Below are 14,969 nucleotides of genomic sequence, written 5' to 3'. Positions count from 1 at the left end.
TCCTCTCATGCTGGAAGTAGACCGTTTCAGCCATATTTTCAATTAACGAGAGCTGTATTCTCTTTAATCTCATCGTTCCGCTCCACCTGCACAACCTGACCCAGCTCCATCTTGATGACCTGATCCGCCATGTGGAAGTAGCGGTCATCATGGGTAATCGCGATAATGCATTTTCCTCTTTGTTTAAGCTCAGGCAGCAGGGTGTGATAGAAGAACGCTCGATATTCCGGATCCTGGTCTGCCGCCCATTCATCGAACAAGCAGATTGGCCGATCCTCCAGATAGCTAATGAGCAGCGCGAGCCGCTTGCGTTGTCCTGTCGACAACTTCGTCGTATTGAGGGAGCCGTCACGAATCTCAACTTTATCCTGTAGATGGAGCACATTTAAATAATGCTCAATCTCCGACTGCTTCGAGGAATAAGGAACGCCATACAGCTTCTCGAATAAATAGAATTCACTAAATATAGCGGAGAATTGCTGGCTTAGCTCCCGTGTAGGCACGGACTGCCCATTTACGGTAATCCCGCCATCCACCGGTTCATATAGACCTGTTATCAGCTTCGCCAAGGTTGATTTCCCACTGCCGTTTCCACCGGTTATAAAGGTAATCTGCCCTGTGCGGAAGGAGCAGTCGACCGGCCCTACAGCAAAGGTTTCGCCTTCACGATTGCCGTAGTGGTATTCCACGGATTGCAGCTTAAGCTCTATCGGCTCCGCCGGTTCTATACTAGAAGCTGCTTGCTGCTGTGCCTCCTGAATGGAATCCAGCTCACGTGACAGCTCATTAATTCGGTTCCAGCTGATTCGAACGCGGAATATATTCGGAATGGTACCCAAGATGCCGTGTACGGGACCCGTCATATAAAGAAGAACGAATACATAGTTGCGCAGCGTACTCACTTTCAGCTCGCTGAACAACAGCGGGAATATGAAGACAACTGCACCGATAACGAAGGTAAACAGCAGCTCGCCGATCACGTTCACATTCGCGAATTTCAGATCGCCACCGATTCGCTTCTCTCGGTATGAATGGCAGTTATCCTGCATGTCCTTCTTGAAATCTGCTCGCTTGTCTTGATTAAGGCTTAGCTCCTTGAATCCGCCCGTTAAGTCGTTAATAAAGCGGAAAAACACGTTTTGGATATCACGCATTTGTTCCCACAGCCGATTCGCCTTCAGCCCTGTAAAGTAATGGATCCCAGCTGCTACCACGATAAAGCTAATTGCCATGATCACTCCCATCGGGCTGATCATGCCCATATAAACAAAGCAGCTGATTAAAGTGACAAAGCTGGTTGCTCCTGTAATAACGATGTTAGAAAAGCCGCTAATCGCCTCTGTATCGTTATTCAGGGAAGCCGGAATTTTGCCATCCTCTACGCCTTCAATTTTCTGATATGATGTATTCAGTATTTTGCCAAGCAGCTCCATTCGCTTCTCATATACCATGTCATTGGCAATGCGTACGAGTCTTGTTCGTACGAGCTTTTGTCCAAACACGTAGATCGCAATCCCGAGAACAAAGTAGAGCAGCATACCGCTCTGGAATTTATCGAGATCTCGATTCAGTGTCTCATTGACAATAAAAATGATGAGCGCATTGCCAAAGCCGCTTGCTACGCTAAGCAGTGTAATGGCAAAGAAAGAGCGATCGTCAGACTTTGGAAATACGGTCGTAAATAGGAAGTACAATCCGAACAAGCAAATCGTCGCAAACAAGGAATAAACGGCATAGATCAGTGTGTTAGGCGCCCATACTTGAACGAATGCCCAGTTTACGCCCCAGAAAAGCGTATCCGGAATTTGATATAGGCAATAAGCAAGACCTGCCATGAATAGGGCAAAGATCACAAATCCGCTTACCGTCGTAGCGTGACGGCCTACATAACTGCGACTCCCACGAATTGCTTGCCACACAGCCTTCCCTGTCAGCCAAAAGACTAATAGCAGTACCGGTACCGTCAAGAGAAGCACCACGGATGAAATCGCATCGATGTTTTTATACATATCGCTTGCAGGCTCGAGGACTTCCTTGCCGACAAGCATGTTCATGATGCCCTGAGCGGCTGCGCCCGAATATGGTGAGTTCATGTTGGCAAGAACCGCTACCCCATAACCATCAGCCGGACGAAGAACGAAATATGTAGAGTAATTGGGATTGCCTCCAGCGTGAGCCAGCATCCCTGTTCCATCCTGATAGACGCTCCAACCTGCCGCATACGAGGAGCCGTCTCCTGCTGGTGCAACAGAGCGATCTGGCTCATGGGAGAGATCCAGCCACTTTTCGAAGCCCTTTGCTTCTTCAGCCGTACCCATTTGGATTTTGAGCCATTTTGCCACGTCTAAAGCGTTGGAAATGATATAGCCCGCAGGTGTGTTCCCTCTATACATGGGAGCATCGTAGGCTGCTGGTCTTAACACGTTGAGTTTATACCCCACCGCCATGTCACCACGAGCGGCATCCTCACGAAACATGTACGTTTGCTTCATATTCAGCGGGACCAGCACATGCTGCTCTACATACTGCTCATATGACATGCCTGAAACTTGCTGAATGATAAGAGCGAGCACATCATAGTTAATGGTTGCATATTCGTATTTCTCTCCTGGCTCGTGATCGAGCTTCTGCCCGATTTGGGTACGAACCGTTCTCTCTAGCGCCAGATCATCATTGGCTACAGGAATGTCCCCGATGCTGTGGAACGGAATCCCGCTCGTATGATGAAGCAAATGCTTGATGCGAACATCGGCAGGCTTACCCTTATACGAGGTCTCGAACCACGGGAGGTACTTCGTGACGGAATCCTCTAGATTCACAAGCCCTTGATCCTCAAGCTGAATCAAGGCCAATGCCGTAAAAGCCTTACTCGTCGAGCCAAGCTCAAATAAAGTCTCTGGCTTCACAGGCACATCGTTCTCCGTGTCGGCGTAGCCGAATCCTTTTTGGTAGACCGTCTCGTCCCCTTTTACGATGACCACCGACATTCCTGGAATCTTTGATTTGTCCATCATGTCCTCGATATAGTCATCTATATCGCTAACCGTTGCAGATCCGATTGTAGGGGCCGCTGCTGCCAAGCTCCCATTTGTCATACTCACAACAAGAGTAGTGATTAATCCGATCGCCAATAGCAGCCGTGTTAGTTTACTCATGGCACACCTTCTGTTTCGCAAATTCAATGACTTTATTTACTGCATACTCCAAGCCGCCTGCTGACTTAAAGGATTGCTTGATCAGCTCACATTTTTCACGGTAGAGAGGATTCTCCAACACTTGATCGACAGTCTCTTTCAATTCCTCTTTCGTAGGAAGATAATCACGCAAATAAATTCCCGTACCTGAACGCTCTACCATCAAAGCCCCCATAAACTCATCAAACACCTGCGGTAGAACTATCATAGGTACAGCGCTGCACAACGACTCGTAAATGCTATTCGCCCCACCATGTGTGATAAAGGCGTCCGCCCTGCTTAATAGCTTCAATTGAGGTACAAAGGTTCGAACGATGAAGTTGTCGGGTACTTGACCTAACGACGAAAAATCCGTTTGAATGCCGAGCGACATAACTACCTGATACTTGGAATCACCTAATGCGTCAAAGCAGGTCTGATAGATCTCAGACAGGTTATGAAGAATCGTCCCGAATGCAATATAGATCAAGGGTCTGTCGTCCAGCTGTTCAAATGGAAAGTCTGTGGGCTCTTCCCTTGGATAAATCTCATAGCCGGAAAACACATGCGTATCGTCAAATACCTCTTCATGCACTTGAAATTCACGGGAACTAAACACCAAATTAAGCGGCTCCTTACTGCAAAAAATATCATTAATCACATTCATCGAAGGCTTTCCATATTTGAGCCCGATGACGCGCGACAGCTTATCCATCAGCTTCCGGTATACATCATGCTGCCCCTTATGCTTGAGATAGAGCGGTTCATCCGAAGCGAGCAGTACATAATCCATGAAAAATGCAGGCTCCTTTTGGGCCATTTCATCGACAAATGGAAAGTTAGCAAACACGGAAACCCCTGGTATCCGAAGCTCTGCCGCAAGCTCTTTTCCCCATAAGCAAAAGCTGTCATGAATGATATAGTCCGGCTGTAATTCACAGACCTCTTCACGCAAGGCCTCAACTATGGTGCGGCACTTGTCCATAATAAAGTCCGCGAATACAAGCAGGGTCTCTATGCCTGTTCCGTTATGCCTTCCAAAGCTTAATAGGCCGTGGTAGCTGCGAAAGGTTGCCCCTGTTTGTTCAATTTTTTCACGGAAGGGCTCACTGCAATAGTAGATGACCTCTTCACCTCTCTCGGTAAGCTTGTGGATCAATCCAAGCGTTGGATTCACATGCCCGTGCAGATCAACACCGAAAAACACCACTCTAGACATATCGAATGACCCCCTTTGAAATCTCAGATCATAAAATTCTTACACTGTCGTTTATTCATCTCTTAGAGAGATGCTGTTAGAAAAATAAGCTATCGAGATCCTCCTGAGACAACTTTGCAGTTTCAAAGTCCGAAGGCGTATATTCCCTTACTTGATTGCCTGCACAATGGTTAAAGATCAGCATCAGTACTTCTCTATAGGTCTCCATCAATCTAGCAATCGTCTCGTCATTGAAGCGATTGCGGCTATAGGTGATGCTGAACCGCAAAGATTGATTGACGACCATCGCTTGAATGTCGAGCAAGCAAGTTAACTCATGGTGTCTGCTCGTATCGAGGCCGCTACTCTCTTGGGCTAATGCGAACCAAGGGTTATCCCAGACACCGTCAAAGTCGCCTAGGTAGTTAAATCGAATTAATTTCCTCGCATCATAATCTGAGGAGAGTTTCCCATTCGAACGCAGGATGCCAAATCCGATACCTTGCATAGGAACCGAGCGAATTTGCTCTTTAACCCCTTTTATCAGAGAAGCAAGAGCAGAAGCATCTGCTTCGCGAACTGGCTGAGTAAACCTTACGGGATACATGCTCGTGAACCAACCAATTGTACGAGAAAGGTCAAGCTCCTCAAGCGGCTCTCGTCCGTGTGATTCCAGCTCGATAAGCGTCTCTTCTACCTGGAAGCTCTCACATATCGCACGAGTTAATGCTGCAATGAGCAAATCCAAAGGCTTCGTGCCATACGCCTGATGACATTCGTATAGCAGACTGTTCGTCTCCTCAGGTGTAAACTTATGCTCCAGCGTATTTGAACTGCTCATCAAAGCTGCTTCATCGTTACGCTCTGCCTTAATTAGACAGATTGCAGCAACGATATCTTCCCAATACTGCTGCTCCTGTTCCGTAACTGAATATCTCGACAATGCATCAGACCACATCTGAAGAGATGCCGTTTTGGAAGGAAGCCGGTACCCTTCCCCGCGTGCATAACTACTCAGAGATTCAGCCATATCCTCCAGTAAGATTCGCCACGATACACCGTCTATGACCAGGTGATGTGCCGTAATTAGAAGCCTCTTTCCATTACAGCCAAGATCGAATAGACAGCATCCGATCAAGAACGTATCGCGCAGGTGGAACTGTGACTTAAAGGTCTCGCTTATTTCAGCCATACGTACGATTTGCGTATGATCATCGACCTCTGCTAAGGAAATGGATTGGAAGAGCATCATTCGATCTGCGTGATTATGATAAACGAGCTCTTGTGTATCCAGATTGACTTGCAACCTCAAGCCATCATGATGTTCGATTAGTCGCAACAGGATCGCTTTCACGAGGTCGGTATCAACATCTGCCTTTAATTCAAGTAATACCGATTGATGATAGTAGTCTGGATGCTCAAACTGCTGTTCGATAAACCAAGAGATGATCGGCCATGGCGCGACCTTCCCTTCACAGTGCTCCTGTGGATAGGTGTTAACATGCTTTAAGGGTTCCAGCCTTAACGCCATTTGTTCAATGATCGGGTTCTCCAATATGTCTCTGACCTTGAGCGAATAACCGAATCGATTCATTCGTGAAGAAACTTGAATCGCTTTAATCGAATCTCCACCTAAATCATAGAAGTTATCGTAAATGCCTACTCGTTCGAGTTGCAAAACACTGCTAATAACCTCGGTTAAATTTGATTCATCGCGACTACGTGCTGCCGCATGCACGTTTTCCTGCATTAAAGTGAAATCCGGCACAGGAAGAAGCGCTCGATTCACTTTGCCGTTAATCGTAAGCGGAATGATGTCCAGCTCCACGAATGCCGAAGGCACCATATAAGCTGGGAGTTTAAGGGATAAATGCTGCTTGAGATCACTTACTTCAATGGATGCTTGCGTTACAATATACGCGCATAAATATTTTCCGAGTCTCTCATTCTCGCGATCAATTACGACTGCGTCTGAGATTGCTTCATGTTGGGAGATGACCTTCTCGATCTCCCCAGTCTCAATGCGATAGCCACGAATTTTCACTTGATGATCTACACGACCGATATATTCAAGCTTGCCATTTGCAAGCCGCTTCACCAGATCCCCCGTACGGTACATTCGAGTGTCAGGCACGAACGGATTATTTAAAAATCGTTCCTGTGTCAGCTCTTCACGGTGCAAATATCCTCTAGCGACACCATCGCCGGCAATGTACAACTCCCCAATCGCTCCTGGCTTAACAGGATTCTGATCCTGATCCAGAATATAGAGCATGACATTATCCGCAGGCACGCCAATCGGTACAGATACGCGCTTGTCCTCATGAGGATTGAATAGATGGATCATGCAGCCCACGACCGTTTCGGTTGGGCCATACTCATTGTAGATCTCGATTGCTCCTCCAAAAGACTCTGTGATCTCTTTTGCTAAATTCGTCTTTAGATCCTCACCGCCAACAATAAAGCGTCCTACGGAAGATTGCGTATTGTCTCGCTCTTTAAGCAATGCAAGATGGGCAGGAGTCAGCTTTACGATGGTAGAAGCATTATCTCGCATAATTCGATATAAAATAAATTCATCACCGTTGTCTCGATAAACGATAATACGTCCGCCGCATATGAGCGGAGTAAATATCGAGGTTACGGTAAGATCGAAGGCGAGAGATGAATACAGTGGAAACGTCGGAATGGAATCGCGAACGTACACCTTTTTTGCCCACCAGATATAATTCGTTAAACCTCTATGCTCAATCATCGCGCCTTTTGGACGGCCTGTTGAGCCTGAAGTATAGATTATATAAGCCAGATCGCGAGGCTCATGAACATGATTAACGTTGTATGAATCGAGTCCATCCAGAGAAAGATCAGAGTAGGCTATGATCTCACCCGGATATTCCATGAGAACGGCGTCCGCTAAATTGGTCATGACAAGCTGAGCACCAGAGTCCTCCAGCATATAACGAATCCGTTCTTCGGGATAAGCCGGATCAATCGGCAGATAGGTACTGCCTGCCTTCATCACACCCAGAATGGCGACAACCGCCTCTATCGAATGCTGCATCCATAGTCCAACGATCGATTCACGAGTTATGCCCTTTTGGATCAAATAATGTGCTAATCGATTCGCCTGCTCATTTAACTGTCGATACGTCCATTTTTCCTGGTCATACACAATGGCTGTGACACCTGGATGACGTCTTGCCTGCTCCTCAAAGAGCTGCAGGACGGTTTGATCCTTCGGATAAGACACGTCCGTTTGGTTATAGTCATACAGCTCGCGGTGCTGTTCCGCAGCTGTTAATAGAGTTAAACTTCGAATCGCTGCCTCCGGCTTGTCTAGCATCTGCTCGATCACGAGCAGCATTCTTCGAGACAGTTCCTCAATCTGCTCAGCTTGATAAACATCTAATCGATAGTCATAATCCAGCGTCAAGCCGCCATCGGCGGACCAATGCTTAATGACAATCTGAAGCTCGTACAGCTGATGACCATTGTAGAACTCTACATTCTCAATTGGAATACCATTCAAGCTTGTCTGAAGCTTCGTATTGTAATAATTAATGCTGGTATGAAACAGCTGATCGTAGCCTTTTCTCTTCAGTTCGAGTTCCTGTGCAAGCAAGTCATAGGGATAGCGTTGATGGAAGTAGCATTCCATCAGCCTTTTTTGAACCGATCTAAGCGCATCCCAGGTGGTCGCTTCTGTATCTAGCTCGTAACGGAATGGCATCGTACTGGTGAACATCCCATACATCGCTTTCTCTTTTTTGCCGGTGCGATTCAATACAGGAGTACCTACAACCAAATCCCGCTGCTGGGTCGTCTTGTATGTGTAGATTAAATAAGCAAGCACAAAGAACGTATTCAATGATATTCCTGCTTCATTTGCCCATGATTGAATACGTTGTGAAAGTGCTACATTGAGCTGTAAGGTATACCTTCTTCCCTCCGTGCTGCTGACAGATGCTTGGGTAACACCTTCGGGAATCGTTTTAAATTTATCATGCCAGTATTGCTTGCTTTTACTGAACCTTGGTGAAGTCAAATAAGTGTTCGCCTCTTGAACGTATTCGAAATACGATGGCGGTTCCGGAGCAGTATCGATAGACTCTCCATGCAGTAGCTTTGTATAAAATTCCGCAATCTGTGAGGTTGTCAACTGATTCGACCAGCCGTCAGAGATGATATGATGGCTTTTCACCAAATAACCGTTATCTTCGTCCGATAAGCGAAACATCGCAAAATAGTACAGACTGGAGCCCACTAACGGGATTGGCTTTCTTGCCTCCTCATTCACCCACGACCAAAAGGCCGCTTCCGGATCGGATTCACCCGAAAAACCAAAAAAATCGAGCGGCTGCTCCTCATAATCTGTAACCCTTTGTAGAGCATCTCCATCGCATTCGGCAATCTGAATCCGAAGCCCATCATGACGGCGAATAAAAGCGTGAATGGCTTGCTCCAGTAAACCAAAATCAACGGTACCTTTAATTCGAACAGGGCCGCCAATGTTAGCGATCGAAGTGTCAGGAAAGATCTGCTCCATATACCATATGCGCTTCTGAGGATGGATCAAAGGACAAGTGACATCGTTCAACGCTTGTACCGATGTCATTACGCTCATGTGAAATTCCTCCCATACACCAAGATAAAAAAACAGATGGAGAAGATACCTATCAAAAAAATGGAAAATGGGTAGATTGAGCCCTATTAGGGCGATATTCGATTACATAAAAAAGATTTAGAGACGTTATTAACCATGAATGTTGTTACTCGAATTAGCCTTGTTAGAAGAAGTATATTCTAGGTTGGAAATGATGTTGAGTAGATTCTAGAAGGGGGTGTTTCCCTATTGCTGGGATAAGTGGGGTTATGGAAACATTATAGTTTATTAGCCTTAATCTACCAAAAATTATCATAATAAGTCAATGTGACCAATGGATTATTTTGTAAATCACTTCTGTCGATATAAGTTGATAATTGTTGATATTGTGATTAATGTCGTTGAAAATGATAGTAATTTAACATAAAAGTCGTGAACGGTATTCTTGTCACTAACATGATTCACATATTTGTCACAAGTACCGTGCAATAATCCGCTAGTCTATCAAACATTTTATTCGTCCAATTCTAACCTTACATGGTTCTAAAGGTATGAACGCAATCATCATCTCGTGCATTTGCGAAGTTCTTTTAATGATTCGTTTCAGGCCAGATTATCAATCAAATCTTTATAATCGTGAATTTGTATTGATGCCGGCAGATGATTGCCAAGTGAGCAGACAGACAGCTTATACTCAGGGTCGATCTCAAACTGTGTAAACCTACATGACTCCCAAGCTGGATCTAGCATGAATTTGTTATCCTTTATGCGAATACTGAAAGAATCTAGCGGAGTCGACAACCCTGTACCCAACGCTTTGATATAGCTTTCTTTCAGTGTCCACAAATCATAGAAATATTCCTTTCGTTCTGACTCCGGCTTGGACATGAGATCCTTATTCTCGAGAGGGGAGAAGAACCGTCTGGCAATCTCAAGATCATTCTCCTGGATCTGTTCAATGTCGATGCCCACGGCGTTCTGACCCCAGATCATGACAACCCAACACCCTGAATGAGAAATATTAAAATGAAACTCTTCATGCCCGAACAGCAGCGGTTTTCCATAATTGTTTTTAACAAAATGAACGTCCCGGTTCGGCACGCCGAGATCCTGGCAAATCATTGCCCGGGCTAGCAGTTCACCGAATAAGGAGCGGTTTGCATCTTCTTTTCGGATGAACCGGTTGATTTGGGTACGCCTTTCTGCTGAAATTAATGAAGCACTCCGATCATATTCCTGCATTCCCATCGTCTCAGGAAGTTTTACTGCTGCGGCTTTAGGCATTTTATCATCCACACCCTTCGATTATACTCTGTCTATCTTGTCTCTACATTTTCAGCCACGTTCCAATCCCATAATAATAGGCGCACGTTATTATAGCGATATTAGAAAACCCTTCATAAGTGAACATTTTGTGAATAATTTATACATTGTTTGATTCATACTTGTAGCGTTTTATTCTCTTAATCAATCCTGCCAGTTAGTCCAATACAAAAGGACGCTCCCGTGCTTTCGTTTGGGCTACGTCCTCCTCATTATATTAACAAAAGTGGCCATCTCTCGGGTCACAGTTCATAGCATCTACTACTCGATTTATTCTATACTTTTTAATGATTCAATCATATTTATTTTGTTTACTTTTCTCCTTAGTAGCAAATTAGATAGGATGGTAAGTAAGAATGCAAGTAGAACAGATACCAACATGATAAAAACATTTAATTTATCTGGGATTTGTTGATGGGTACTGGACAAGGCCTTTACAATAATTGCATAAAAATAACCGCTTATCGGTAAAGCTACAATTACCGCAAAGGTGGTTAGTATGATGTTTTCAAAAAAGATAAGTCTGTTTATTTTATTTTTTTGATAGCCTAATACCTTAAGCGTTGCAAGCTCACGGTTCCTTTCATAAATGTTTATGGAAGATATCGTATATATGGCGCCAAAGGAGAGTATGACGGCACAAATGATAAACATGATAAATATAAAACTGTTTTGTTTCAAAATATATTGAGCTGATTTCTTTAGATCATTCTTATCTGCAATTGTATCTACACGAGGATCCTGTTCAAAAAAGTTACGAACGCTTATAAGATCGGTTGAGCTATTGGCTTCAACTAACAGCGAGGTTGGAGTATAGTCTATGCCAAAGCTCTTTAAATAGTCTGGTGTGCTATAAAACGAGGGATTCGAATACTGTGTAGATATTTGTAAAACCTTCATATCCACAGATTTATTTTTAAGCTCTGGTGCTGTGAACTTTATTGGGATGGTATCCCCTTCTACAATATGATATTTGTCGGCGTAAGACTTGGGTACCAGTACACCATTATTTTCTAAAGATATCTGATTGGCATTTTCGTCAAAGAAATGAATGAGATTGTTTTCTTTTTCAGTCACAACTAAAGTGGCATTTTCTTTATCACCGCCTTTGATGAATTCAACAGGAAAGGTGGATGTAAAATAACTATTTTTAATACCGGAGGGTAGTTGTAGCGTATCAGAAGATGTTCCGATCTTATAATCTACTCGTATATCGTAGGTATAAACATCCTCGATTTGGTTCGCTATTTTTAGCAAGGCCGATTGCGTGCCCAAAGCAGTTATCAATAACACTGTGCTTACAACAACGCCAATGGAGCTCACTAAAGCTTTTTGTTTATTTAAAAATATATTTCTCAAAATGAGCTTGTAACTGTAGGAAATATGATTCCAAATACCCGGAACTCTTTCTATAAGCAGCTTTTTCATCTTCTTTGGCGGTTTAGGACGCATCGCCTGAGCCGCACGTTCTTTTAATATCGTTCTGCCGCTTAAGTATACGGACAGGATCCCAAAAGCGCTGGAAAAGATGATGGACGGTATAATCGAAAACCAAGAAAGTGAAAATGTAATGTCAGGCAGAGTGTAGGACTTTGCACTCGATGCAGTTACTAGTGGAATGAATACAGTAGCGGCAATGGCACAACCTATGATTGAGCCTACTATACCTACCAGTACAGGGTATCCCATGTAATGAAGCATGATGTTTCGGTTCCTTACACCCAAAGCCTTCATGATACCTACTTGATTTCGCTCAGAATCGATTGTCCTCGACATGGTAAGAAACAGGATAATTGCGGAGATCAAAAAGAGAACTAAAGGTATAACCTTACTCATCATACTATTGTTATATATCGTTTGTTTTATTTGAGAATAACCGTAAGTCCGTTCCTTACTTGTTTGGTCTAAATAAGGAAGATGTTTGGATTGTCCTTCAATTGATTTGCCTAATTGGTCAATATCGTAACCTTCTTGAGCATCAATCATGATTTCATTATAGTAAAAGCCGTCCCGGATTTCAGGTATTGTCTCTTCGGCAATATAAGCGATTCCGTGAGTCTTATGGTCTTGCGTGGGGTTCTTTTTTATATATTCCACATTCTCGCCCAAGCCGCTAATGCTAAACGTAACATCTCTTCCATTCGTATTTATACGGATTTGATCGCCGACCTGATAATGATGTTCTTCGGCATAATGGGAATCTAATAAGACCTCATTCTTTTTTGACGGAATACTGCCCTCAATCATAGTAGGCGTATTGATTTCATTGTTTACAGGAATCGAATGGATTTTTAATGAAGCTTTATAACCTTCAAAAGATTGCGTCGCATCAAAGGTATAACGTCCTTCTATTTTGTTGATACCTTCAATTACACTTAAACCAGCCACATCATCTTTGGAAATTTGACCGTAATATACATTTAAGTCGCTTAAATGATGTTCTTTAAAGTAAGCCTCCGTATAAGCACGATGCTTATTGCTATAACTATTCAGCCCCGCATAGAAAAAAGCGCCCACTGCGACAACCAAAGCCAAGGCTATAAATTGAACGATCGATTGTTTTACATTCCTTAATAACTTCGAAAATAATTTCATAATTACCACTCAATCCCTTCAACGCTTTGTTTCTCATCATTAATCGTAACGCTCTCGATCATTCCGCTTTTAACCTTAATAATCTTATCCGCCATAGGAGCAATTGCGGAATTATGGGTGACCAGAATGACGCACTTGTTCGTTTCCCTGTTCAAATCTTGAAGAAGCTTTAAGACGGACTTGCCTGTCACGTAATCCAAAGCTCCGGTTGGTTCATCACAGAGTAAAAGTAAAGGATTTTTGGCAACAGCTCTCGCGATAGCAACTCTTTGCTGTTCTCCTCCAGAGAGCTGGGAAGGGAAGTTTTTGATACGATTCGTTAAACCCACTTTATTTAAAATGTCTTTAGCGTCCAGATGGTTTTTACATACCTCAGTGGCAAATTCAACATTTTCCAGCGCGTTTAAATTCGGAATCAAGTTATAGAATTGAAATACAAAGCCAACTTTCTCACCGCGATAGACTGTTAATTTTTTTTTCGCTCAATCTTGTTATTTCTTGATCGCCAACTAACACTTGACCTGAGGTAGGCGTATCCATACCGCCAAGTATATTCAAAATCGTACTTTTACCGGCACCGCTTGCTCCCAAAATAACGACGAATTCTCCCTCCGATATGGAAAAATCCACACCATTAAGGGCCTTGATTGACACTTCTCCTACATTGTATTCTTTCGTTACTCCTTTGAATTCGATAAGCTTTTTCACTTATTACATCTCCTCGTATCGTATTTATAAAAACTTAAGTATTAACACAGTTTCCAGTTTTCTAGAGAGATGGAGATAGGTCAAAATCAGCTAGTTATCGACCACCTCGCGCTTAATTTACATAATATAACAAATGGAAGAAATTGCATCCTGCAGCCGATGTATTTTGGCATCGGTCTCCAGAAGGAGTTTGAACTCGTCTAATATTACCCCTTGTACCATTTGATTAATTCACTTATCATGAACTTTAATTAGGGCTTGCTATGGCAAAGATATTTAGTCGCACGCCCTTTGTGAATTTCTATACGAACAACTTGAAAATAAGAGAAAACAGATCGCACGTAGTCGACCTGTAGTAATTTGAATTTTCGTGGGTGGTAATATGAAAATTTCTATAGAAGAAATAAGCAAAGAACAAGAAGAGGAAATCCTCATCAGGTGTCATGAGGTGGATGAAGAAATACATGAAATCGTAAATAAACTAAAAACTGAAACCCTTATAATACTCGGATATCAAAATGATAGAGTTAACCGTATAAAACTTAGTGATATCTATTATTTCGAGGCAGTTGACGGAAAAGTTTTTATTTACAGCAAGGACAACGTTTTTGAGGTAAAACAAAAGCTTTATGAGTTAGAGGAATTATGCAAAGAAAAGAACTGTTTTCGTGCATCCAAATCAACTATTTTGAACATAGCTAAAATTTCATCTATTCATCCGTCCATAAGTGGGCGATTCGAAGCGGTGCTTGATAACGGGGAACGTGTTGTTATATCAAGGCAGTATGTGCCTGTGCTTAAAAATATGCTTGGATTGTAAAAGGAGGGACAAATATGAAGCTTTCTGGATTTGTAAAAGAGATTATAAAAGATTCCTTGATCATCTTCGCATCCATAATAATTATTATTACGATTTTGCGACAAATTTTTTATCCTGATATGGCCTTTGATTTGAAGTCGATTTATATCATAATGACATTCTCACTAATTGGTGCATTAATGGGATTTATTTTGTATTCTCCTAATGATCTAAGTGAGAAGCAAATGCGTATAAGAATTGTAATTCATTTTTTTGCATTAGAGATTATATTGATTTCCCTTGCAATTATCATTGGTATTGTAAATAGTGCATTAAGCATAATCATTCTTGCATTGCAAATTGCGGTAATCTATGTCATCGTTCGCCTGCTGTCATGGCAAAATGACAAAAAAGTAGCCAAAAGCATCAACGAAAAACTAATGGCATTGAAGAAAGATATTTGAGAGCAGCGGTGAGCTTCATAGCTTATCGCTCTTTTTTTGCATCTTATTGGCCTGTAGATACAGCTTATTGATTTTCTATATACATCCTTTCAGCAGTTTTTTATGC

At 42.9% G+C, this 14,969-nt stretch carries 7 protein-coding genes and 1 pseudogene; 2 read left to right on the top strand and 6 right to left on the bottom strand.

Translation table 11 applies throughout. From position 1 onward, the window contains the following. Positions 1–38 precede the first annotated feature (38 nt). The 6 genes and pseudogenes from AC2TF5_RS13320 to AC2TF5_RS13295 all read right to left on the bottom strand — a co-directional run bounded on the left by AC2TF5_RS13320 (position 39) and on the right by AC2TF5_RS13295 (position 13,600). Positions 39–3,155 carry a cyclic peptide export ABC transporter gene (locus tag AC2TF5_RS13320; protein ID WP_491302608.1) on the bottom strand — a complete coding sequence of 1,039 codons (3,117 nt, stop codon included), beginning with the start codon at positions 3,153–3,155 and terminating at the stop codon, positions 39–41. Next, a complete protein-coding gene (locus AC2TF5_RS13315; RefSeq protein ID WP_491302607.1) occupies positions 3,148–4,392 on the bottom strand; it encodes a macrolide family glycosyltransferase in 1,245 nt (414 codons plus the stop codon). Before AC2TF5_RS13315 ends, AC2TF5_RS13320 begins: the two co-directional genes overlap by 8 nt. A 76-nt stretch (positions 4,393–4,468) precedes the next feature. Beyond that, complete coding sequence (locus AC2TF5_RS13310; RefSeq protein ID WP_491302606.1) at positions 4,469–8,995, bottom strand: amino acid adenylation domain-containing protein; 4,527 nt, start codon at positions 8,993–8,995, stop codon at positions 4,469–4,471. Positions 8,996–9,577: 582 nt separating this feature from the next. After that, positions 9,578–10,258 (bottom strand): 4'-phosphopantetheinyl transferase family protein, encoded by a 681-nt coding sequence (locus AC2TF5_RS13305; RefSeq protein WP_491302605.1) that lies wholly within the window; start codon positions 10,256–10,258, stop codon positions 9,578–9,580. Positions 10,259–10,567: 309 nt separating this feature from the next. After that, a complete protein-coding gene (locus tag AC2TF5_RS13300; protein ID WP_491302604.1) occupies positions 10,568–12,892 on the bottom strand; it encodes an ABC transporter permease in 2,325 nt (774 codons plus the stop codon). 2 nt (positions 12,893–12,894) lie between these two features. Further along, positions 12,895–13,600 (bottom strand): annotated as a pseudogene (locus AC2TF5_RS13295) (ABC transporter ATP-binding protein). Positions 13,601–13,982: 382 nt separating this feature from the next. Here AC2TF5_RS13295 and AC2TF5_RS13290 point away from each other — a divergent pair. Both AC2TF5_RS13290 and AC2TF5_RS13285 read left to right on the top strand, forming a co-directional pair. Next, on the top strand, positions 13,983–14,420 hold the full coding sequence (locus AC2TF5_RS13290; protein ID WP_491302603.1) for a LytTR family DNA-binding domain-containing protein: 438 nt from the start codon (positions 13,983–13,985) through the stop codon (positions 14,418–14,420). A 14-nt stretch (positions 14,421–14,434) separates the two neighbouring features. Beyond that, positions 14,435–14,863, top strand: a complete 429-nt coding sequence (locus AC2TF5_RS13285; RefSeq protein WP_491302602.1) for a DUF3021 family protein — start codon at positions 14,435–14,437, stop codon at positions 14,861–14,863. The last annotated feature ends 106 nt before the right edge of the window (positions 14,864–14,969 follow it).

It is taken from the genome of Paenibacillus sp. JNUCC 34 (assembly GCF_058269055.1).
Note: the sequence above shows the minus strand (reverse complement) of the source record. Positions and strands in the feature narration are given on the sequence as shown.

Coding starts and splice junctions, on each gene's coding strand:
- AC2TF5_RS13315 (WP_491302607.1), bottom strand. CDS start 4,392: ATGTCTAGAGTGGTGTTTTTCGGTGTTGATCTGCACGGGCATGTGAAT.
- AC2TF5_RS13285 (WP_491302602.1), top strand. CDS start 14,435: ATGAAGCTTTCTGGATTTGTAAAAGAGATTATAAAAGATTCCTTGATC.
- AC2TF5_RS13305 (WP_491302605.1), bottom strand. CDS start 10,258: ATGCCTAAAGCCGCAGCAGTAAAACTTCCTGAGACGATGGGAATGCAG.
- AC2TF5_RS13310 (WP_491302606.1), bottom strand. CDS start 8,995: ATGAGCGTAATGACATCGGTACAAGCGTTGAACGATGTCACTTGTCCT.
- AC2TF5_RS13300 (WP_491302604.1), bottom strand. CDS start 12,892: ATGAAATTATTTTCGAAGTTATTAAGGAATGTAAAACAATCGATCGTT.
- AC2TF5_RS13320 (WP_491302608.1), bottom strand. CDS start 3,155: ATGAGTAAACTAACACGGCTGCTATTGGCGATCGGATTAATCACTACT.
- AC2TF5_RS13290 (WP_491302603.1), top strand. CDS start 13,983: ATGAAAATTTCTATAGAAGAAATAAGCAAAGAACAAGAAGAGGAAATC.